The organism is Xanthomonas sp. WHRI 7945, assembly GCF_035026585.1.
This window is the reverse complement of the sequence record NZ_JAYIQP010000006.1, coordinates 78,953-99,311: the sequence shown is the minus strand read 5'-3', so window position 1 is coordinate 99,311 and position 20,359 is coordinate 78,953. Positions and strand designations below refer to the sequence as shown.

Below are 20,359 nucleotides of genomic sequence, written 5' to 3'. Positions count from 1 at the left end.
TCGCACGACGACGCATGCGGCGTCGGTTTGCCGATTCGCATGCCGATCACTAGAGTCTGTCGCTTGCGCCCTGGAAGAAGGAACGTCATGCGACTACTGCGCCTGGTGCTGGCGGTTGCACTGACTGCGCTGGCCGCGGTGGCCGCTGCGCAGCCGGCGGCCCGCGAGATCGCGCTCGACGTGCAGGGGCCGACGGCGCCGCGCGACCGCTTCTACGATCTGTCGGTGGGCTCGGACTATCCGGGCACGCTGCTGCGCGAAGACAGCCTGGCGCAGCTGCGCACCGCCCGCGACGAACTGGGCTTCCGCTACCTGCGCTTCCACGCGATCTTCCACGACGTGCTCGGCACCTATCGCGAGGTCGACGGGCGGCCGGTCTACGACTGGAGCAAGATCGACCAGCTCTACGACCGCATGCTCGGCATGGGCATCCGTCCCTTCGTCGAACTGGGCTTCACCCCGGAGGCGATGAAGCGTTCCGACCAGCGGATCTTCTACTGGAAGGGCAACACCTCGCATCCGCAGCTGGACAAGTGGAGCGCGCTGGTCGATGCCTTCGTGCGCCATGCGCGCCAGCGCTACGGCGAAGAGGAAGTGCGGCGCTGGTACTTCGAGGTCTGGAACGAGCCGAACCTGGCCGGCTTCTGGGAGAACGCCGACCAGCCGGCGTACTTCGCGCTGTACGCGGCGACGGCGAAGACGATCAAGCGCATTGACCCGCAGCTCAAGGTCGGCGGGCCGTCGACGGCCGGCGCGGCCTGGATCCCGGAATTCATCGCCCATGCGCATGCCGCCGGCACGCCGCTGGATTTCATCACCACCCACACCTACGGCGTGGACGGCGGCTTCTTGGACGAAAAGGGCGAGAGCGACACCAAGCTGTCGCCGTCGCCCGATGCGGTGGTCGGCGACGTGCGCCGCGTGCGCGAGCAGATCCAGGCCTCGGCGATGCCGGGCCTGCCGCTGTACTTCACCGAGTGGAGCAGCAGCTACACGCCGCGCGACCCGGTGCACGACGCCTACCTCAGCGCGGCCTACATCCTGAGCAAGCTCAAGGCGACCGAAGGGCTGGTGCAGGGCATGAGCTACTGGACCTACAGCGACCTGTTCGAGGAGCCGGGCCCGCCGACCGCGCCGTTCCAGGGCGGCTTCGGCCTGCTCAATCCGCAGGGCATCCGCAAGCCGGCGTACTTCGCCTACAAGTACCTCAACGCGCTGGGCGAGCGGGAGCTGCGCAACACCGATTCGCAGAGCTATGCCACCTACGACGGCGGCGTGCTGAAAGTGCTGGCCTGGGACTTCGTCACCCCGCAGCAGGACAAGAGCAACCGCCCATACTTCACTCAGGTGCTGCCGGCGGCCGCGACCGCGCCGCTGCGCCTGCAATTGCGCGGACTGGCGCCGGGCACCTATGCGTTGGCGATCCGTCGCACCGGTTTCGATGCCAACGATGCGTACAGCGCGTATCTGCGCATGGGATCGCCGAAGGCGTTGAGCGCCGAGCAACTGCGCAAGCTGCAGGACATGACCGCCGATACGCCAGAGCTGCGCCGCGTGTGCGTGGGCAAGGACGGCAATGCGCAGGTGAATGTGCGGATGCGCGCGAACGATGTGGTGCTGGTGGAGTTGCGCCCGCGTTAGCGGGTTCTCCGCGCGAAAACCTGCAGTCTGCGAAATGTTGTGGGAGCGACTTCAGTCGCGACGGGGCGTTACCGGTGACGCCTGTCGCGACTGAAGTCGCTCCCACACGTACCTACAGGCGGCCGGTGCGCTGCGTGCACTGTAAACAAGGCTTCAGCAGGGATAGGCATTGTCGGTGAAGCCTGTCGCGGCTGATGGCCCGAGGCCACGTGGAGCCGCTCCTGCAAGGGCAGCGCCTGGGTCAGTGCGAGCGATCCACCGCCAGCCGTGCCAGCGCCGCCAGCGCGTCGGCGCGGGGGCCGTGGCCGTGCAGGCTGTCGCGCATCGTTGCCGCCAGTTCGGCCAGCTTGGCCTTGGCGCCGTCCATGCCGAGCAGCGCCGGATACGTGGACTTTGCCTGCGCCGCATCCTTGCCGGCGGTCTTGCCGAGCTGTTCGGAACTGGCCTCGATGTCGAGGATGTCGTCGCGTACCTGGAAGGCCAGGCCCAGCGCGCTGGCGAAGGTATCCAGCTGCGCGAGCGCGGCCGCATCGGCGCCGCCGCCGAGCGCGCCCAGGCGCACGCTGGCGCGGATCAGCGCGCCGGTCTTCAGCGCATGCATGCGCTCCAGCGCGGCCAGCGGCTGCACCGCGCCGGTGGTGTCGATGTCCAGCGCCTGGCCGCCGCACATGCCGGCCGCGCCCGCGGCCTCGGCCAGGGTCTGCAGCCAGCGCACGCGCAATGCCGCATCGGCAGCGTCGGCGCCGGCCAACAGCGAGAAGGCCAGGCTCTGCAGCGCATCGCCGGCCAGGATCGCGGTGGCTTCGTCGAAGGCGATGTGCACGGTCGGGCGGCCGCGGCGCAGGGCGTCGTCGTCCATCGCCGGCAGGTCGTCGTGAACCAGCGAGTAGGCGTGGATCAGTTCCACCGCCAGCGCCGGCGCATCGAGCTGCGCTGCATCGACCTCGAACAACGCGCCGCTGGCGTAGACCAGCAGCGGGCGCATGCGTTTGCCGCCGCCGAGGGTGGCGTGACGCATCGCCGCGTGCAGGCGCTGCGGCGCGGCCGTGGCGGCGGGCAGGTGCGCATCCAGGCCGGCTTCCACGCGCTGGCGCCAGCGCGCGAAGGCGGCATCAGCCGCCATGGAGCGGGGCGGGATCGAACGGCTCGGCGGCGTCCGGCTGCTCCGGGTCGCTGAGCAGGCGCACGCGCAGTTCGGCCTGTTCCAGCGCCTGCTGGCACTGCCGGTACAGGCCGACGCCGCGCTCGTAGGCGCTCAACGACTGTTCCAGGCTCAGGTCGCCGGTTTCCATCTTCTCCACCAGCACTTCCAGTTCCTCGAGCGATTGCTCGAAGCGGGCGACCGGGGAGGCATCGTCTAGGGACTTCTTGGGCATCGCGGAAGTGTGCGCGGCGTCGGCGGCAGGGTCAATGCGAGGCAGGTGACGATGGCGTCGCGGCGGCGTCGAGCAGCAGCCGTGCGCGCCGCGCCTGCAGCCAGGCGTGCAGCGGCGCGGCAACGAGGCCGGTGCCGGCCGCCAGCAGCCGATCGCCCTCGAACAGCAAGGGCAGGCGCGCGCGCTGCCAGGGCGGGACCGCGTGTTCCTGCAGCAGGTGCTTGAGCGCCTGCGAGTGGCTGCGACCGGGCAGCACGATGCGTTCGCCGCCCTGGCGCATCCGCACCAACAGTGGGGCATCGAAGCCCAGCGGCGCGGCGCCGCACAGGCGCAGGCGGCGGCCGTCGGGCAGCGCCAGCGGCGCGCGGCCGTCCCACTGCGCCTGCCAGTCGGCGGGCAGTGGCGGCGGATCGCGTTCGGCATGCAGCGCGTCGCGCCAGCTGCGCAGCGTCGCGCCGTGCCAGGCGAACTGCGCGGACGCGTCGGCACGTGCGTGCAGCAGGCTGCGTTCGACCGCCGCCAGGCCGGCGGCCGGCAGCGGCGGCAGGCCCGCTTGTGCGATCCAGCGGCGCAGCACGCGCGCGCGGCGCGGCGCCGGCAGCGCGCGCAGACCAGGCAGCGACAACGGCGCCGCAGGGTCGTCGCGCAGCGCCTCCAGCGCGGCCTGGTCGCCGTCGTCCAGCAGGGCGCCGGCCTCGCCGCACAGCTGCGCGCTGCGCGCCAGCGCGGCATCGGCATGCGGCCAGCGCTGGCGCAGCAGCGGCAGCACGTGCAGGCGCAGGAAATTGCGGTCGAAGCCGGGATCGGCGTTGCTCGGGTCGTCGATCCAGCGCAGCGCATGCCGCTGCGCATACGCATGCAGATCGCTGCGCGGCAGCGCCAGCAGCGGCCGCCACAGCATGCCGTGGGCGAAACTGCGCAGGCTCTGCATCGCCGCCAGCCCGTCCGGGCCGGAGGCGCGCAGCGCGCGCAGCAGGAAGGTCTCGGCCTGGTCGTCGCGGTGCTGTGCCAACGCCAGCCACTCGCTGGCGGCCAGCGCCTGGGCGAAAGCAGCGCGCCGCGCCTGCCGCGCCGCCGCCTCCAGGCCGTGGCCGCTGTCGCGCGGGACCTGCACGTGCAGCACCTGCAGCGGGATCGCCAGCGCCGCGCAGACCGCGGCGCACTGCGCGGCCCAGGCATCGGCGTCGGCGTGCAGGCCGTGGTGCACGTGCACCGCGCGCAGCCCGGCGCGGCGGTAGTACGGCTGCTGCGCCAGCGCATGCAGCAGCACGCTCGAATCCAGCCCGCCGCTGAAACCCACCAGCACCGCCGCCGGCGCCGGATCGGGCAGGGCGGCGCTCACGGGGCAGGGCGGTGCGCTGTGGGAACGGGCGGTCATCGCGTCACTTTAGAGGCTGGCGCCGGTCGGCGCGATTGGGAGCATGCCGGGTGCGCCGCGGCGCGTGCGGTACGACGCGACCTGCATGCCGATCGCGTGCGGGGGCGATGCGCTGTGTCTGTGCCGTGCACGACGTGTCGCGCGCCGGGCGCGTCGCCCATCTGGCGGTGCGGCAATGCGCGCGGCCGGGCATAGGCCCGCCAGAGTACGGCGTGGAGCGGAGCACGGCGGTGCGTCGGTGCGCGTGCGTAGAAGATCCATCGCCGCGCTGCGTGCGTGTCGCATCTCGACCGCCGGTCATTGCGCAACGCACCGAACCGCGGCGAGCAGGTCCACAGGTTCAGGAGTGGGATGGAAGCAAGCGGCTATGCATGCCGAAGATCCATCGCCGCGCCGTGCGTGTCGCATCTCGACCACCGGTCATTGCGCAACGCACCGAACCGCGGCGAGCAGGTCCGCAGGTTCAGGGGTGGGATGGAAGCAAGCGGCTGTGCAAGCCGAAGATCCGTCGCCGCCCACACCAATGCGCGATTGTGCACCGACGCGACAGCGCGCCACCGGCGCGGACCTGCCACGTCGGTCAGCGGGCCGGTTCGGGCACTTCGCGGTTGCCGCGGTCGATGAAGTACCAGCGCCCGCCAAGCATCGGGGTGTGCCCGTCGAGTCCGGGCGTGCCGCGATGGCAGCCGTCGCAGACCTGCGCCACGCCGTTCTCGAACGGCCAGGCGAAGTCGTGGACCGGCGCGACCACTTCGCGCAACTGTTGGTCGTAGAAGCCGATGCGGCCATGGAAGATGCCGCGGGTCAGGCCTTCGACGAAATAGTCCGGCCCGTTGTCCCAGAGGATCACCGGCAGGCTGCTGCCGTCGGCGCGCACATAATAGAACTGGTCGTTCACGGTCAGCACGGACAGTCCTTCGGCATCGAACTGCAGGCCTCGCAGTGCCTGCGGCGACAGCGTCAGGCGCCCGTCGGCACCGACGCTGCAGCCGGGCACGATGTCCCTGTCGGTGTTCGGATCGGCCAGCCGGCAGGCGGCGTCGGCCTGCGCCCAGGCGGACGGCGCCGCGGCGATCGCCGCCAGCGCGAGCAGCCAGGGTGCGCCGCGCCCGACGACCGTGCGCTGCGGCCGTATCGCCGTCATTTCGCGGTTGCGGCGTCGGCCATGAACGCGGCCGGCTTCGGCAGCTGCACCGGCACGCCATCGCCGTTGCAGGTGCCGGCCTGGCACAGGCGGCTGCGCAGCTTCGGCGTGGCCTGCACGATCACGTGGTAGATCACGTTCTCTTCCAGGCTGCCGCGGAACGCGTCGCTGCCGGGGCCGCGCGCCCAGATGCCGACGTCGTCGCCGCCATGGGTCTCGGACTTGGTCGGCACCAGCGCTTCCTGCATGAAATCCGGCTGCTCGGTGTCGACATGGGTCAGGTCGGGGCGGCCCTTGGCAGGCTCGAAGCTGCTCGGCGCATGCGGGAACTGCTTGATCCCGGCCGGCTGCTGGTTGCTGGCGCCGGTGTGGCCAGGGCCGTTGGCGTAGCTGAGCGTGGCGTACGGCTGGCCGTTGCCGTCCAGCGCCAGTTCGCCGGTGTTGGCGTCTTCGCCGCTGGTGCCGCGCACCTTGCCCAGGATCGGGTTGCCGCGCTGCGGGTAGCCGACGAAGTTCAGCGTGTGCGAGTGGTCGGCGGTGACCACGATCAGCGTGTCCTCGGCCGAGGTCGCGTCCACCGCGGCCTGCACCGCCTGCGACAGGGCGATGGTCTCGTCCAGCGCGCGGTAGGCATTGCCGGCGTGGTGGGCGTGGTCGATGCGGCCGCCTTCGACCATCAGCACGTAGCCGTCGTTGCCGCGCGACAGGGTGCGGATCGCGGCGCGGGTCATCTCGGCCAGGCTCGGGTCGCCGCCGGCGCCCTGGTCGCGGTCGTGGTCGAACTGCATGTGGTCCGGCTCGAACAGGCCGAGCAGCGCCGGCGCGTTCTGCGCCGCTTCCAGCTGGCCGCGGTTCCAGGCATAGGCGCCCTGCGGGTGGCGCTGGCGCCATTCGCCGACCAGGTCGCGGCCGTCCAGGCGCAGGCCGACCTTGTCGTCGTATTCCGGGTCGCGCTGCTCGACGGTGGTGAACTGGCTGCGGCCGCCGGCCAGCATCACCTGCGGGCCGCGGCCGAAGCGCGTGCCCACCATCTGCTGGGCGATGTCGCGGCAGCCTTCGGCCACCGCTTTCTCCGGCAGGTCGGTATCGCTTTCCCAGTTGCGTTCGGGCACGTGCGTGTAGGTCGCGGCGGGCGTGGCGTGGGTCAGCCGGGTGGTGGTGACGATGCCGGTGTTCAGGCCGGCGCTGTCGGCCAGTTCCAGCCAGGTCAGCAACTGCTTGCCGAGGCTGTCGGCGCAGGCGTCGCGCTTGCCGGCGGACACGCCGATCGCGCCCATGTGGGTCTTCACCCCGGTGGTGATCGAGGTCATGGTGCCGGCCGAGTCCGGGGTCTGCGAATCGGTGTTGTAGGTCTTGCTTAGCGCGGTGGCCGGGAACGCCTCCCACGACAACTGGTTCTCCTCGCCGGAGGCGCCCTTGCGCTGGCCGTCGAGGATGCGTGCGGCGGCGACCGTGGTCAGGCTCATGCCGTCGCCAAGGAACAGGATCACGTTCTTGGCCTTGCCGCGCATCGCGCCGTTGTTGGCGGCCTTGGCCGCGCCGCTGCGGTACCACCAGTCCGGGGTCTCGCCACTGGGATGGGCGACGGCGGGCACCTGGATCGGGGCGATGGCGGCAGCGGAGGGAGCGCGCGGCGCGCTGGCGCAGGCCGCCAGCAGCAGGGTGGAGGCGGCGGCGAAGGCGGGAACGAGGTAGCGCATACGAAAAGCGGGCCCTGGGCACGAAGTCCCACGCATTATGCCGGCTGCGACAAGGCACGCCGATGACATCGCGCCTTTCCAGCCATGGCGTCGTCGCCCGCGTCGCCTTGCGTTATGGTGCAGGATCTCGGATTTTTTCTGGACAGTCTCGATGAAAGTGGTGACCGCCTGGTTGCGCATTCCGTTCTGGCAGCGTGTGGTGGCCGGCTTCGTGCTCGGTGCGCTGGCCGGCTGGGCGATGGGGCCGGCCGCGGAGACCTGGTTCGGGCCGCTGGGCGACCTGTACGTGACCCTGATCAAGATGATCGCGGTGCCGCTGGTGTTCTTTGCGGTGATCAATGCGATCTCCTCGCTGCACGGCCAGCAGTCGGTGGCCAAGCTGGGTGGGCGCACCTTCCTGTGGTTCGTGCTCACCGCGGCGCTGGCGGTCGGCGTCGGCCTGGCTGTGGGCACGCTGCTGCAGCCCGGCGCCGGCCACTTCGGCCTGAGCGTGGACAGCGCATGGAAGCCGCGCGACGTGCCCAGCCCGATCCAGGTGCTGCTGGACGTGGTGCCGTCCAACCCGTTCTACGCGCTGACCGGCATCGGCACCAAAACCAATGCCGCCGGCGAGACGGTGTTGGCCGCAGGACGCGGCTCGATCCTGCCGGTGATCTTCTTCGCCGCGCTGCTCGGCTTTGCGATGGTCAAGCTCGGCGAGCGAGTGGCGCAGGCGCGGCAGCTGACCGCGCAGATGAGCGACATCATGATCCAGGTCACCCGCTTCGTGCTGGAGATGACCCCGCTCGGCACCTTCGGCCTGATCGCCGGCCTGGTCGGCACCTACGGCTTCGAGAAACTGCTGCCGTTCGGCAACTTCGTGCTGGCGCTGTACCTGGCCTGCGCGATCCACATTGTGGTGGTGTACGGCGGGCTGCTGCTGGCGCATGGGTTGAACCCGTGGAAGTTCTTCCGTGGCGCCGCGCCGGGCATGCAGGTGGCCTTCGTCAGTTCCTCCAGCTTCGCCGCGATGCCGGTGGCAATGCGCTCGATCACCCACAACCTGGGTGTCAACAAGGACTACGCCGCGTTCGCGGTGCCGCTGGGCGCCAGCATCAAGATGGACGGCTGCGGCGCGATCTTTCCGGCGCTGTGCGCGGTGTTCATCGCCCAGTACACCGGGGTGCCGCTGACCGGCAACCAGTACTTCGTGGTGCTGATCGCCTCGGTGCTCGGCAGCTTCGGCACCGCCGGCGTGCCCGGCACCGCGGTGGTGATGGCCACGGTGGTGCTGAGCGCGGCCAACCTGCCGCTGGAAGTGATCGGCTACCTGTACGCGATCGACCGCATCCTGGACATGATGCGCACCATGACCAACGTCACCGGGCAGATGCTGGTGCCGGTGCTGGTGGCCAAGGAGACCGGCCTGCTCGACCGCAGCGTGTACGAGGCGGCGTCGAGCAACGTCGGCCTGGAAGATCCGCCTGCAGACGGATCCGGCCAGATGCGTTGATGTTCCGGTGAGTACGTCCGTGACCAGCTTGCGCGAACAGCTGCAACAGCTTCCCGGGCTGGTGCCGATCAATGGCGTGCTGGTGCAGCAGGCGCTCGCCGCCGATCCGTTCGAGCGCCAGTACCTCGCGGTCCGGCAGCAGGAAGGCCGCGTCTACAGCGACGCGCAGGTGCGCACGCTGCCGCATCCCGATGGGGCGCTGGCCGCCAGCCACGAGTGGCGGGTGCGCGCCGAATCGTGCCGGCGCCTGCTGCGCCACCTGCAGGCGCGCGGCGGCGGCGGGCCGCTGCTCGAACTGGGCTGCGGCAACGGCTGGCTGTCGCAGCGGCTGGCCGACGGCCTGCAGCGCGAGGTCTGCGGCGTCGACGTCAACCGCACCGAACTGGCGCAGGCCGCGCGCGTGTTCGCGGCCAGTCCGCGCCTGAGCTTCGTCGCCGGCGACATCCACACGCTGTCGCTGCCGCCGCAGCGCTTCGATGTGGTCGTGCTGCCGGCCTGCATCCAGTATTTCGCCGATCCGCGCGCGCTGGTCGCGCGCCTGCTCGGCCTGCTGCGGCACGACGGCGAACTGCACGTGATCGACAGTCCGTTCTATGCCGATGCCGCGCAGGCGCAGGCCAGCGCCGCGCGCAGCCTGCGCTACTTCAGCGGCTTGGGCTGTGCGGAACTGGCCAGCCAGTACCACCAGCACACCTGGGCCGCGCTGGACGGCATCGCGCTGCGCATGTTGTTCGATCCGCGCAGCCTGCGCGCCCGCTGCCTGCGCGCGCTGCGCCGGCCGCAGCCGCACTTTCCGTGGCTGTGCATCCGCAAGCGCGACAACCCGGGACTGGCGGATGCCTAGGCCGTCGCGATCGCGCGGCGGGGCTGCCCGGCGAGGCGAGGGCGCTCGCCACTGACTGCTCCTGCGCGGCGCCGTCGCCGGCCCTGAACCGCCGATCCGTGCGTTGCGGCGGTGCGGCGCCTGCAGCGCCGGTACGTGGCAGACTTCAGCTTCTTTATCTTCCCTGGAGCCCCGATGAGCGGCACGCAACGCGAACTGACCTTCCGCTTCCTGGCCGAGCCGATCGACGTCAACTACGGCGGCAAGGTCCACGGCGGCGTGGTGATGAAGTGGATCGACCAGGTCGGCTACGCCGCGGCGGTGGGCTGGAGCGGGCACTACAGCGTGACCGTGGCGGTCGGCGGGATCCGCTTCGTCTCGCCGATCCGGATCAGCGACATGGTCACAGTCAGCGCCAAGCTGGTCTATACCGGCAGCACCAGCATGCATTTCGCGATCGACGTGCGCGCGCGCGACCCGATGGGCGGCGACTCGCGGCTGTGCACCCATTGCATCATCGTGTTCGTGGCCCTGGACGGGGTGGAAGGCAAGCCGACGCCGGTGCCGTCGTGGACTCCGGATACGCCGGAGGACCATCGCCTGTCCGAGTACGCGTTGAAGGTGATGGAGCTGAGCAAGGGGATCGAGGACACCATCTCGCACTACCAGGCCTGAGCTGGCACTGGCCGCGGACGCGCCCACCGGCGCGACCGCGGACGCGGGCCGGCACGCCGCAACGAAAAAGGCCGCTGTCCCCAGCGGCCTTTCGCTTGCCTGGCGTGTGCCCGCGGCGTGCTTACATCGCCACGCGCCGCGCCTGCAGGAACTTGGCGCTCCAGTAGCCGGTCGCCAGCGTGTCCACGCGCACGTCCTTGCCGCGGCTCGGCGCGTGCAGGAAGCGGCCTTCGCCGACGTACAGGCCGACGTGGTCGACCCGGCCCTTGCGGCCGAAGAACACCAGGTCGCCCGGCGCCAGCGCGGCGCGGTCCTTGATCAGCTCGGCATTGGCCTCGCGCGCCATCTCGCGCGACACGCGCGGCAGCTCGATACCCAGCGCGGTGCGGAACACGTAGCCGACCAGGCCGCTGCAATCGAAGCCTTCGGTGTCCTCGCCGCCCCAGCGGTAGGGCGTGCCGAGCAGCGCCATGGCGCGCTTGAGCACCGACTGGACCTTGTCGCCGCCCGGCACCACGCCTTCGCGCAGCGGCGCCTGGGACACGTCGTAGTTGGCCAGCAGGCGGCTGATGTCGCCGGCGAACATCGCCGAGCGGTCCATCAACGGAATGGTGTCGTTGGCGGCCAGATGCGGGAGCAGGGCGGCCAGGGTCGCGGTCGCGGCGGCATCGGCCTTGCTGCGGGCCGGGGCCTGCGCCTGGGCGGAGGCGGCGACCGGCTTGGCGGTCGCGGGCTGTGCGGCGTTGGGGTTGGTGCTGATGGTGCTGGTGGTCGCTTGCGCCGGCGCGGCGGCAGCGATGGCTTCGGGAATCACGATGTCGGCGGGAGCCGACTGGGCCAGGGCCGGAACGGCCGACAGGCAGAGCGAGGCGGTGCAGATGAGGCGGAAGGCGGCCCGGCGGGGGACGGTGGTCTTGCCTGGAGAGGTCTTGGCTTCAGTCGTCACGCGTTGATCACAAATTCAAACGATGGGCGATCATGCCCTGTAGACGGCAAGACGAAGTTCAAATAGCGTTAATATTTCGTGATTATGAATGTGAGCGCAACCACAGTTCAGTGCAGGACCCGCTTGGCGCCGGTGTAGTGGTCGCGCCAGTAGGCCCCATCCAGGAAGTCCAGGCGCACCGTTCCGCCGCTGCTCGGGGCATGCACGAAGCGGCCCTCGCCGACATAGATGCCGACATGGCTGACGCTGCCGGCGCTGCCGAAGAACACCAGATCGCCGGTGCTCAGGCGCTGCGGATCGATCCGCGGACCCTGCACCGCGGCCAGCTCGCGCGAGGTCCGCGGCAGCTGCAGGTCGAGCATGTCGCGGTAGACGTAGGCGACCAGGCCGCTGCAGTCGAAGCCGGACTCGGGGGTGTTGCCGCCGTAGCGGTAGGGCGTGCCGACCAGGCCCAGCGCGCGCATCAGCACCGCATTGGCCGCGGCCGGATCGGCCGGCACCACCTGCGGCCAGCTGCGCATCGCCGCCGGCGGCGGCCGCGACGGACGCACCTCCTGGCGGCCGCAGGCGGCCAGCACGGTGATGCACAGCAGGGCGGTCCAGGACGCAAGACGGCGGCGCGCGGCGGGTGAAACTGGCTTGTTGTGCATGTAGCCCGGATAATGCGCGACCTCAGATGGCCGCCATCATGGCGGCGCTCCCGTCGGCCGACAAGCCGTCCACACCGTCTGCCTTCGGCAGCCACAGCGCAGAGTTGCACATGAAGATCGAAAAAGACCGCGTCGTCCGTTTCCACTACACCGTCTCGGAAGCCGGCCAGGCGCCGATCGAAACCTCCAAGGACCGCGATCCGCTGGTGATCCTGGTCGGCCACGGCAACATCATCCCGGGCCTGGAGAACGCGATGCTGGACAAGGAAGCCGGCGCGAGCTTCGGCGTCGACGTGGCCGCCACCGACGCCTACGGCGAATATCGCGAAGGCCTGACCCAGCGGGTGCCGAAGAAGCATTTCGGCGCGACCAAGCTGCAGCCGGGCAGCCAGGTGGTGTTGCAGACCAACTTCGGCCCGCGCGCGGTGACCGTGCAGAAGGTCGGCATGAGCGTGGTCGACGTCGATCTCAACCACCCGATGGCGGGCAAGGACCTGCATTTCGACGTGGAGATCATCGACGTGCGCGAAGCCAGCGCCGAAGAAATCGAGCACGGCCACGTGCACGGCGATGGCGGCCACCACCATTGAGTGAGCGCGGCGCGGCTCCCGTCCGCGGGAGCCGTGCCTGCCGCGCGGCGGCGCGCTGCGTCGCGACCGCTGCCTGATCGGCGTCGCCGGGCGGCGCCGCGGCGGTCGCCGTTCGCGCCCGCCCTGTCCTTCGCGCAGTGCGCCTCGGCGCATGCGCGCCGCGGCGATGGATAATCGCCGGTCCTTCGTCCGGTGCCCGCCTTGGCTTCCTCCGCTCCCGTGCTGCAGCCCGTCGCGCCCGCCGAGCGCATCGCCACGCTGGACGTGCTGCGCGGCTTCGCGTTGCTCGGCATCCTGCTGATGAACATCGAGGGCTTCGTCGGTCCGCTCGACGAAGCGCTGACCGGCCTGGACCCTTCGTTGCGCGGCGCCGACCGCATCGCCGACGCGGCGGTGTACCTGCTGGTGCAGGGCAAGTTCTACACCTTGTTCGCGTTGCTGTTCGGCATGGGCTTTGCGGTGATGGCGCAGCGCGCCGAGGCGGCGCGGCGCGAATTCGGCGGCTTCTTCGTGCGCCGCAGCGCGGTGCTGCTGCTGATCGGCGCGCTGCATGCGGTGTTGCTGTGGTCCGGCGACATCCTGGTCAGCTATGCGCTGCTGGCGTTCATGCTGCTCGCCTTCCGCGAGGCGCCGACGCGTTGGCTGCCGTGGATGGCGCTGGCGGTGTACCTGTGTTCGCCGCTGCTGTCGCTGTTGACCGGCGCGGTGGGCTCGGCGGCGCAGGCCGATCCGCACGCCGCCGTGCAATGGCGGCAGGGCATGGCCGAACAGGCGCAACGCGCGGCGGCGGCACTGGCCGAGCAGCGCCAGGTGTTCGGCCATGGCAGCTACGCCGCAGCTACCGCGCAGCGCCTGCGCGATCTGGTCGATGCGCTCGGCGTGCTGGTGTTCAACGCGCCGACCATCTTCGGCATGTTCCTGCTCGGCGCGTGGTGCGTGCGCAGCGGTCTGGCGCTGCAGCCGCAGCGGCGTCCGCGGTTGCTGGCGGCGCTGCGCTGGGGCGTGCTGCCGCTGGGCCTGGCGCTGATGCTGCTGAGCTTCCGGCTGGAGCCGTGGATGGATCCGGCGCGCCTGGATCTGCGCCTGGCCAGCGCGTTCGCGCTGGCCACGGTGGCCAGCGGCATGATGGCGCTGGGCTATGCGGCCTGGATCGCGCGTTTCACTCCGGCGCTGCGCTGGCTGGCGCCGGCCGGGCGCATGGCGCTGAGCAACTACCTGCTGCAGTCGCTGCTGTGCACCACGCTGTTCTACGGCTACGGCCTGGGCTATTTCGAGCGCCTGCCGCGGGTCTGGCAGATCCCGTTCGCGTTCGCGCTGTTCGCGCTGCAGGTGGCGCTGTCGCAGCTGTGGCTGCGGCATTTCCGCTTCGGTCCGGTGGAATGGCTGTGGCGTTCGGCGAGCTACCTGCGCTGGCAGCCGCTGCGGCGTCGCGATGCACTCTGAAGCAGCGCAATGAACGCGGCTTGCCACCACGCGCTGCGCAGCGCCGGTCGCGGTGCGCGCGCTGGCGCGGCCGGCGGTCGATCGCCCGCGATGGCCTGCGAATACGCGGCGTCGCCGCGACCTCCTCACATGTGGCGTGCCGTGGCCCATGGCATGCTCGGAATCCGCATCGACAGCGCGACAGGACACACCCGATGGCCGACTTGAGTTGCGGGCACAACCCCGCGATCGACCCCATGCCGCACCACGTGGAGCGTTTCCAGTGAGCGCGGCGCTCTACGACTACGACCTGCTGGTGCTCGGCGGCGGTTCCGGCGGCCTGGCCGCCGCGTTCCGCGCCGCCGGTCTCGGCGCGCGCGTGGCGATCCTGGAGCCGGACGCGCTCGGCGGGACCTGCGTCAACGTCGGCTGCGTGCCGAAGAAGGTGATGTGGCTGGCGGCCGATCTGGTCGGGCGCATCGATCTGGCGCGCGGCATCGGGTTTTCCATTGCCGATTCCACGCTGTCGTGGCCGGAGCTGGTGGCGCATCGCCAGGGCTACATCGGCAACATCCATGGCAGCTACCGGCGGCGCCTGGACGCCGACGGGGTGGTGCTGATCCCGCAGCGCGGCCGGCTGCTGGACGCGCACACGGTCGAGTGCGGCGACGGCGTGCGGGTCAGTGCCCGCCACGTGGTGATCGCCACCGGCGCGCACGCATTGCGGCCGCCGATCGAGGGCGCGGAACTGGGCCTGGTGTCGGACGATTTCTTCAATCTGTGCGAGGCGCCGGCGCGGGTGGCGATCGTCGGCGGCGGCTATATCGCGCTGGAGCTGGCCGGCCTGCTGCAGGCGCTGGGCAGCCGCGTCGAGCTGTATGTGCAAGGCGAACGCCTGCTGGAACGCTTCGATGCGGAACTGGCGCGCCAGCTCGGCGAGAACCTGCGCCATCAGGGCGTGCGCCTGCATTTCGGCTACCGCGCCAGCGCCTTGCGCCGCGGCGACCAGGGCTTGCAGCTTTACGACGCGGAAGGGCGGCCGGGCGAGGCGGTCGACCAGGTGTTCTTCGCGATCGGGCGGCGTCCGAACAGCAAGGGCATCGGCCTGGAGGAGCTGGGCGTGCGCTTGGGCGACAAGTGCGAAGTGCTGGTCGACGACTACCAGAACACCGACGTGCCGGGGCTGTACGCGATCGGCGACGTGGCCGGCAAGATCGGCCTGACCCCGGTGGCGATCGCCGCCGGACGCAAGCTGATGGAGCGGCTGTTCGGCGACCGGCCGCAGGCGCGGCTGGACTACGAGAACGTGCCTAGCGTGGTGTTCTCGCATCCGCCGCTGGGCCAGGTCGGGCTCGGCGAGGAGCAGGCGCGGGAACGCTACGGCGAGGCGGTGACCGTGTACCGCAGCAACTTCCGGCCGATGCTGCATGCGCTGGCCGACTCGCCGCAGCGCAGCCTGTTCAAGCTGGTCTGCGTCGGCGAGGACGAACGGGTAGTCGGGTTCCACCTGCTCGGCGACGGCGCCGACGAGATCCTGCAGGGTTTCGCGGTGGCGCTGAAGCTGGGCGTGACCAAGCGCCAGCTGGAAGACACGGTGGCGATCCATCCGACCTCGGCCGAGGAAGTGGTGCTGATGCGCTGAGGCGCAACGGCAGCGCGGCGCTGGCGCTGCTGGATGCGGCGCCGCGGGGAGGCGGCGAGGCAGTACATTGTCCGAAGCCATTCGCCCCACGGATTCGCTCGTCGCGACTGAAGTCGCTCCCACAGGGAGCTGCGGCGAGTTGGCTGGGTGCGCCGATGCCATTGCCTTCGTGTTCGCGTGGTGTTCCGCACGCCGTGAAGGTGCCCTTGTGCTTGAGATGGATGCTGTCGTTCGCACTGCTGCAGCGCTGCAACGCTGGGCATGGCGTGCCGCGGCCGTAGAATGGGCGCATGCCCGATGTCCGTTTCCGCCTCGGCGCCGGTCCGCGATGAACGCGCCTGGACGCCCGACTTCCGCTGCGTTGCCGACGGCGCATGCCGACCTGGGCGGCGTGCTGCTCGCCGCCGGCGGCGCGATCGCGTTTTCCGGCAAGGCGATCATCGTCAAGCTCGGCTATCGCTACGGCGTGGACGCGGTGACCCTGCTGGCGCTGCGCATGCTGGTGGCGTTGCCGTGTTTCGCGGCGATGGCGCTGTGGGCGGCGCGCCGCGTGCCGCCGTTGCAGCGCGGCGATCGTTGGCGCATCGGCGCGCTCGGCGTGCTCGGCTACTACCTGGCCAGCTACCTGGATTTCCTCGGCCTGGCCTACATCACCGCCACGCTGGAGCGGCTGATCCTGTATCTGACCCCGACCCTGGTGCTGCTGATCGGCGTGCTGGCGTTCCGCCGCCGGCCGCAGCGCCGCCAGCTGTGGGCGCTGGCGCTGAGCTATGTCGGCGTGCTGCTCGCCTTCGGCCACGACCTGCAGGTCGGCGGCGCGCGCACCGCCTGGGGCAGCCTGCTGGTGTTCGGCAGCGCGCTGGCCTATGCGCTGTACCTGGTTGGCAGCGGGCAGATGGTGGCGCGGATCGGCGCGGTGCGGCTGACCGCCTACGCCAGCCTCGTCGCCTGCGTGCTGTGCATCGCCCAGTTTCTGCTGCTGCGGCCGCTGCAGGCATTGGTGCTGCCGCACCAGGTGTACTGGCTGTCGCTGCTCAACGGCACCGCGTGCACCGCGGTGCCGGTGCTGGCAACGATGCTGGCGGTGCGGCGGATCGGTTCGGGCCTGGCCTCGCAGATCGGCATGCTCGGCCCGGTCTCGACCATCGTGCTCAGCGTGCTGCTGCTGGGCGAGGCGATGGGGACGTGGCAGATCGCCGGCACGCTGCTGGTGCTGGGCGGGGTGCTGATGGTGTCGCGGCCGGCGCGCACGGTGGCGGCATGAGCGGGGGCCGTCCCGCGCCGGGTGCCGAGGCCTCGGCCGCGGCCCAGGCGAAGATCCTGGCGACGATCCGGGCGATCCCGTCCGGTCAGGTGCGCGGCTACGGCGAAGTCGCGATGCTGGCCGGGTTGCCGGGCCGCGCGCGGCTGGTCGCGCGCGTGCTCGGCGGCAACGACGACCCGGCGCTGCCCTGGCACCGGGTGCTGCGCAGCGACGGACGCATCGCCTTCCCGGAAGGCTCGCGCGGCTTTCGCGAGCAGTGCCAGCGGCTGCGTGCCGAGGGCGTGGCGGTGCAGGGCGGGCGGGTGAAGCGCGCCCCAACGCCGGCGCGCGACCTCGACGCCGCGTTATGGGGGCCGCAATAGCGAGCGGCTATGATGGTCGGCAGTTGCCACGGACACGACCATGTTCCCCAGACTTCCGCCCGTTACCCAAGCCTTGCTGATCGGCAATGTGGTGTTGTTCCTGCTGCAGATGCTGCTGGGCAACGACACGTTCGCACCGTTCATGCTGTGGCCGATCGGCGCCTTCGATGCGTTCTCGCCGGGGCAGAACTTCCAGATCTGGCAGCTGCTGACCTACGGCTTCCTGCACGGCGGTTTCTCGCACCTGCTGTTCAACATGCTCGCGCTGTACATGTTCGGCGGCCCGCTGGAGCAGACCTGGGGCAACAAGCGCTTCCTGACCTACTACCTGGTGTGCGTGGCCGGCGCCGGCCTGTGCCAGGTGCTGGTGGGCTGGTGGACGGTCAGCAACGGCGGCGAGCCGTACCCGACCCTGGGCGCGTCCGGCGGCGTGTTCGGCCTGTTGCTGGCCTTCGGCATGCTGTTCCCGAACCAGCGGGTGATGCTGCTGTTCCCGCCGATCCCGATGAAGGCGCGCACCTTCGTGATCGTGTTCGGCGCGCTGGAGCTGATCATGGGCTTCACCGGCTGGCAGCCGGGCGTGGCGCATTTCGCGCACCTGGGCGGCATGCTGTTCGGCTGGCTGCTGATCCGCTACTGGCGCGGGCAACCGCCGTTCGGCAAGCGCAAGCCGCCGGGGCCGCGGATCGTGCGCTGAGCGGCGCCTGCGTGCATCGACGGGCGTCGTAGCGAGCCCGCGCCGGTGTGTGCCGTACGCGATCGTGGAAGGCGATCCGAATAGGCCATAGCGTGGCCGGCGATCTGCGTCGGTGACCACGTCCCGTGTGCGTGCTTTCTAGAATTGGTGGATCCGCACCACTGCCATTGTTCGAGCGTCCGCCCGCACATCTTCTCCGGGTAACGCGTTGCCGCAGGAAGCGGCGTCGTTGTAGGACGTTTTCGGCGTATCGCTCGGCGCGATGCCTTGGATGAGCCGTCGGCCGTCGGCAACCGCGGCGATGCTGGCGGCCTCTGTCGATCGTCGCCAAACGCACGACGGCGCGGTTGCCCGCGCCGTCGTGCATGCATTGCCTATCGAACCCCGATTACGGCCAGAGGCGGATCTGCTCGGCGTCGCTGCGCACCATCGGCTGGCCGGCCTTGCAGGTGAAGGTGGCGGCGAAGGACGGCAGGTTGGCCAGCGGGCCGTTGGCGCGCCAGCGGCCCGGCGCGTGCACGTCGGCGGTGACGCGTTGCACCGCTTCGTTCGGCGACAGCTGCTGCGCCCACAGGCCGGCCCAGGCCTTGTAGAACGCCTGCTTGCCGGCGTCGGCGGCGGCGGGCTGGGCGGCGGCGTAGGCCTGCCAGGCCAGCTCGACGCTGCCGATGTCGGTCAGATCCTGCTCCTGGGTCAGCGGGCCGTTGACCTTGGCGCCCTTCACCCCTGGGAAGTCGTAGGCGCCGTACTGTGCCGCCGCGCGCGCGCCCAGCGCGTTCCACGCGCTCTTGTCTTCCGGCGTCCACCAGTTGCGCAGTTCGCCCTTGGCGTCGACCTGGCTGCCCTTGCTGTCGATCGCGCCGATCAGCTCGTGCGCGACCAGCGCGCCGTAGCCGCCGTACAGCGCGGCGGCATCGCCGCCGGCGACGAACACCGGCGGCTGCAGCACCGCGGCGGTGACGATCAGGCGGTTCTGGGCCAGGTCGTAGGTCAGCGCCGGCTGCTGCGGCAGCACATCCCAGCGGCGGTCGGCGTTGCCCTTGCCGATGCGCTTCATTTCCTCGCGGTGGCGCCAGGTGGAGGCGATCAGCATGTTGCCGCCGAAGCTGCCGCGGCCCATCGGCTGCACGCTGTAGTCCAGGTCGCGGCGCGGCGCGCCGATCTCGATCTTCAGCGCGGCCAGCTTGGCCTGCGCTTCGGCGCGGGCCGGCTCGCTCAGCCAGGTGTTGCGCTTGATCGCGGCGATCTGCGTCTCGCGCACCTGGTCGGCGATGCTCTCGGCCTGGCGGCGGGCGTCGGCGCTGAGATAGCGGCCGACGTACTCGCGGCCCAGCATCGGGCCGGCGGCGACGTTGATCGCGTCCAGCACCTGCGTCCAGCGCTGCGGCGGCAGGGTCTGGCCTTCCAGCACGCGGCCGCGGAACTCGAAGCTGGCGTCGCGGAAGCTCTTGGACAGGTACGGCGCCATCGCGTCGCCCACGCGCCAGCGCAGGTAGGCCTTCCACTGCTCGGGCTTGATGCTGGCGATCATGCCGTCGAGCTGCTTGAACATCTCCGGATCGGCCAGCGACACCAGGTCGTCGTTGACGCCCTGAGCCTTCAGGAACGCGTCCAGCTTCAGGTTGCGGTATTGCTTGTTCAACTCCTTGGTGGAGATCGGCGCGTAGTTGTTGAACGGGTTGTTGATGCCGGCCAGCGACTTGGCGCTGCGCGCCAGCGCGGTCTCGATCTGCAGCACCGACTGGGCGTCGGCCTCGAGCTTGGCGGCCGGGGTGCCGGTCAGGGTCAGGATCTGCTTGACGTAGGCGCGGTAGCGGCCCATCAGCGCCACGGTGTCGGCATCGGTGCGGGTGTAGAAGGCCGGGTCGGGCAAGCCCATGCCGCCCTGCATGAAGTAGCCGATGTGGCGATCCAGCGCCTTCAGGTCGACGTCGGCGCCGAAGTTGAACGCGACCGGGATACCGATCTGGTGCAGCGCGGCGATCGAGGCCGGCACGTCCTTGGCCTTCTTGATCGCGTCGATGCGGCTGAGCAGCGGCGCGATCGGGTTGGAGCCGTCCTTTTCCACCGCCGCTTCGTCCAGGCCGCTGGCCCAGAAATCGCCCAGCGCCTTCTGCACGTCGTTCTGCGGCGCGCGCATCGACGCGTCGAGCAGGTCGCGCTGCTGTTGCTGCGCGCGCGCGGACAACTGGCCCAGCGCGGTCACCGCGCCGGTCTGCGGCAGCGGGTTGCTCTTCAGCCAGTCGGCGTTGGCGTAGTCGTAGAAATCGGTGCAGGCGGCGCTGACGACGGGCGCCTTGGCGGCGGCGCGCTTCTTCTTGGGCGCGGCATCGGCGGTGGACGCCAGGGCGATCAGGCCGAGGGCGACAGCGAGGGCAAGCGGACGGGCGTTGAGCATCGGGAGCGAATCCGGTCAGGATTAAAGTCGGCGGAGTTTAACAAGCTGCGGCGCGCAGCTGTGTCCGCGTGCGGCGCGCCTGATCCCTGATCTGTTCAGATGGGCGGGCAGGGGGAAAGGCCGGCGGCCGTCCGGATCGCCGATCGGCTGCGCCGCTGC

Annotated in this window: 18 protein-coding genes; 10 read left to right on the top strand and 8 right to left on the bottom strand. The window is 70.5% G+C overall.

The annotated features are described in order from the left end of the window. Positions 1–87 precede the first annotated feature (87 nt). On the top strand, positions 88–1,641 hold the full coding sequence (locus VDQ83_RS06955) for a GH39 family glycosyl hydrolase (RefSeq protein ID WP_455434346.1): 1,554 nt from the start codon (positions 88–90) through the stop codon (positions 1,639–1,641). Positions 1,642–1,882: 241 nt separating this feature from the next. On the opposite strand, the gene VDQ83_RS06950 is transcribed toward VDQ83_RS06955, so the two are convergent. The 5 genes from VDQ83_RS06950 to VDQ83_RS06930 all read right to left on the bottom strand — a co-directional run bounded on the left by VDQ83_RS06950 (position 1,883) and on the right by VDQ83_RS06930 (position 7,239). Beyond that, positions 1,883–2,764: a polyprenyl synthetase family protein gene (locus tag VDQ83_RS06950; RefSeq protein ID WP_455434345.1), complete on the bottom strand. Its 882-nt coding sequence runs from the start codon at positions 2,762–2,764 to the stop codon at positions 1,883–1,885. Further along, positions 2,754–3,017 carry an exodeoxyribonuclease VII small subunit gene (locus VDQ83_RS06945; RefSeq protein WP_263397821.1) on the bottom strand — a complete coding sequence of 88 codons (264 nt, stop codon included), beginning with the start codon at positions 3,015–3,017 and terminating at the stop codon, positions 2,754–2,756. The genes VDQ83_RS06950 and VDQ83_RS06945 overlap by 11 nt, the downstream gene beginning before the upstream one ends. A 31-nt stretch (positions 3,018–3,048) precedes the next feature. Continuing rightward, a complete protein-coding gene (tilS, locus tag VDQ83_RS06940; RefSeq protein ID WP_455434344.1) occupies positions 3,049–4,359 on the bottom strand; it encodes a tRNA lysidine(34) synthetase TilS in 1,311 nt (436 codons plus the stop codon). Positions 4,360–4,975: 616 nt separating this feature from the next. Then, the gene (locus tag VDQ83_RS06935; RefSeq protein WP_455434343.1) at positions 4,976–5,539 is read right to left on the bottom strand and encodes a WG repeat-containing protein; all 564 of its coding nucleotides are present in this window, start codon (positions 5,537–5,539) and stop codon (positions 4,976–4,978) included. Then, entirely contained in the window at positions 5,536–7,239 is a 1,704-nt protein-coding gene (locus tag VDQ83_RS06930; protein ID WP_455434342.1) for an alkaline phosphatase, read from the bottom strand. Before VDQ83_RS06930 ends, VDQ83_RS06935 begins: the two co-directional genes overlap by 4 nt. A 151-nt stretch (positions 7,240–7,390) precedes the next feature. Between VDQ83_RS06930 and VDQ83_RS06925 the strand changes: the two genes are divergently transcribed. The 3 genes from VDQ83_RS06925 (at position 7,391) to VDQ83_RS06915 (ending at position 10,229) form a co-directional block, all read left to right on the top strand. Further along, complete coding sequence (locus VDQ83_RS06925) at positions 7,391–8,731, top strand: dicarboxylate/amino acid:cation symporter (RefSeq protein WP_455434341.1); 1,341 nt, start codon at positions 7,391–7,393, stop codon at positions 8,729–8,731. 7 nt (positions 8,732–8,738) lie between these two features. Next, positions 8,739–9,575 (top strand): class I SAM-dependent methyltransferase, encoded by an 837-nt coding sequence (locus tag VDQ83_RS06920; protein ID WP_455434340.1) that lies wholly within the window; start codon positions 8,739–8,741, stop codon positions 9,573–9,575. Between the two features lie 174 nt (positions 9,576–9,749). Next, positions 9,750–10,229, top strand: coding sequence for an acyl-CoA thioesterase (locus VDQ83_RS06915; protein WP_455434339.1), 480 nt, complete (start codon positions 9,750–9,752; stop codon positions 10,227–10,229). A gap of 121 nt (positions 10,230–10,350) precedes the next feature. Here VDQ83_RS06915 and VDQ83_RS06910 read toward each other — a convergent pair whose 3' ends face one another. Next, positions 10,351–11,175 carry a C40 family peptidase gene (locus VDQ83_RS06910; RefSeq protein WP_263397827.1) on the bottom strand — a complete coding sequence of 275 codons (825 nt, stop codon included), beginning with the start codon at positions 11,173–11,175 and terminating at the stop codon, positions 10,351–10,353. 107 nt (positions 11,176–11,282) lie between these two features. Then, positions 11,283–11,825: a C40 family peptidase gene (locus tag VDQ83_RS06905; protein ID WP_263397828.1), complete on the bottom strand. Its 543-nt coding sequence runs from the start codon at positions 11,823–11,825 to the stop codon at positions 11,283–11,285. A 110-nt stretch (positions 11,826–11,935) separates the two neighbouring features. On the opposite strand from VDQ83_RS06905, the gene VDQ83_RS06900 reads away from it, so the two are divergent. The 6 genes from VDQ83_RS06900 to VDQ83_RS06875 all read left to right on the top strand — a co-directional run bounded on the left by VDQ83_RS06900 (position 11,936) and on the right by VDQ83_RS06875 (position 17,802). Further along, entirely contained in the window at positions 11,936–12,415 is a 480-nt protein-coding gene (locus tag VDQ83_RS06900; protein WP_263397829.1) for an FKBP-type peptidyl-prolyl cis-trans isomerase, read from the top strand. A 219-nt stretch (positions 12,416–12,634) separates the two neighbouring features. Further along, complete coding sequence (locus VDQ83_RS06895; protein ID WP_455434414.1) at positions 12,635–13,858, top strand: DUF418 domain-containing protein; 1,224 nt, start codon at positions 12,635–12,637, stop codon at positions 13,856–13,858. Positions 13,859–14,120: 262 nt separating this feature from the next. Further along, a complete protein-coding gene (gorA, locus tag VDQ83_RS06890) occupies positions 14,121–15,479 on the top strand; it encodes a glutathione-disulfide reductase (protein ID WP_455434338.1) in 1,359 nt (452 codons plus the stop codon). Between the two features lie 328 nt (positions 15,480–15,807). Beyond that, the gene (locus tag VDQ83_RS06885; RefSeq protein ID WP_455434337.1) at positions 15,808–16,743 is read left to right on the top strand and encodes a DMT family transporter; all 936 of its coding nucleotides are present in this window, start codon (positions 15,808–15,810) and stop codon (positions 16,741–16,743) included. Beyond that, on the top strand, positions 16,665–17,105 hold the full coding sequence (locus tag VDQ83_RS06880) for an MGMT family protein (RefSeq protein WP_455434336.1): 441 nt from the start codon (positions 16,665–16,667) through the stop codon (positions 17,103–17,105). The genes VDQ83_RS06885 and VDQ83_RS06880 overlap by 79 nt, the downstream gene beginning before the upstream one ends. A gap of 40 nt (positions 17,106–17,145) precedes the next feature. Then, a complete protein-coding gene (locus VDQ83_RS06875; RefSeq protein WP_455434335.1) occupies positions 17,146–17,802 on the top strand; it encodes a rhomboid family intramembrane serine protease in 657 nt (218 codons plus the stop codon). Positions 17,803–18,190: 388 nt separating this feature from the next. Here the strand turns inward: VDQ83_RS06875 and VDQ83_RS06870 are convergent, their stop codons facing one another. Beyond that, a complete protein-coding gene (locus VDQ83_RS06870) occupies positions 18,191–20,200 on the bottom strand; it encodes a M13 family metallopeptidase (RefSeq protein ID WP_455434334.1) in 2,010 nt (669 codons plus the stop codon). Positions 20,201–20,359: the final 159 nt, after the last annotated feature.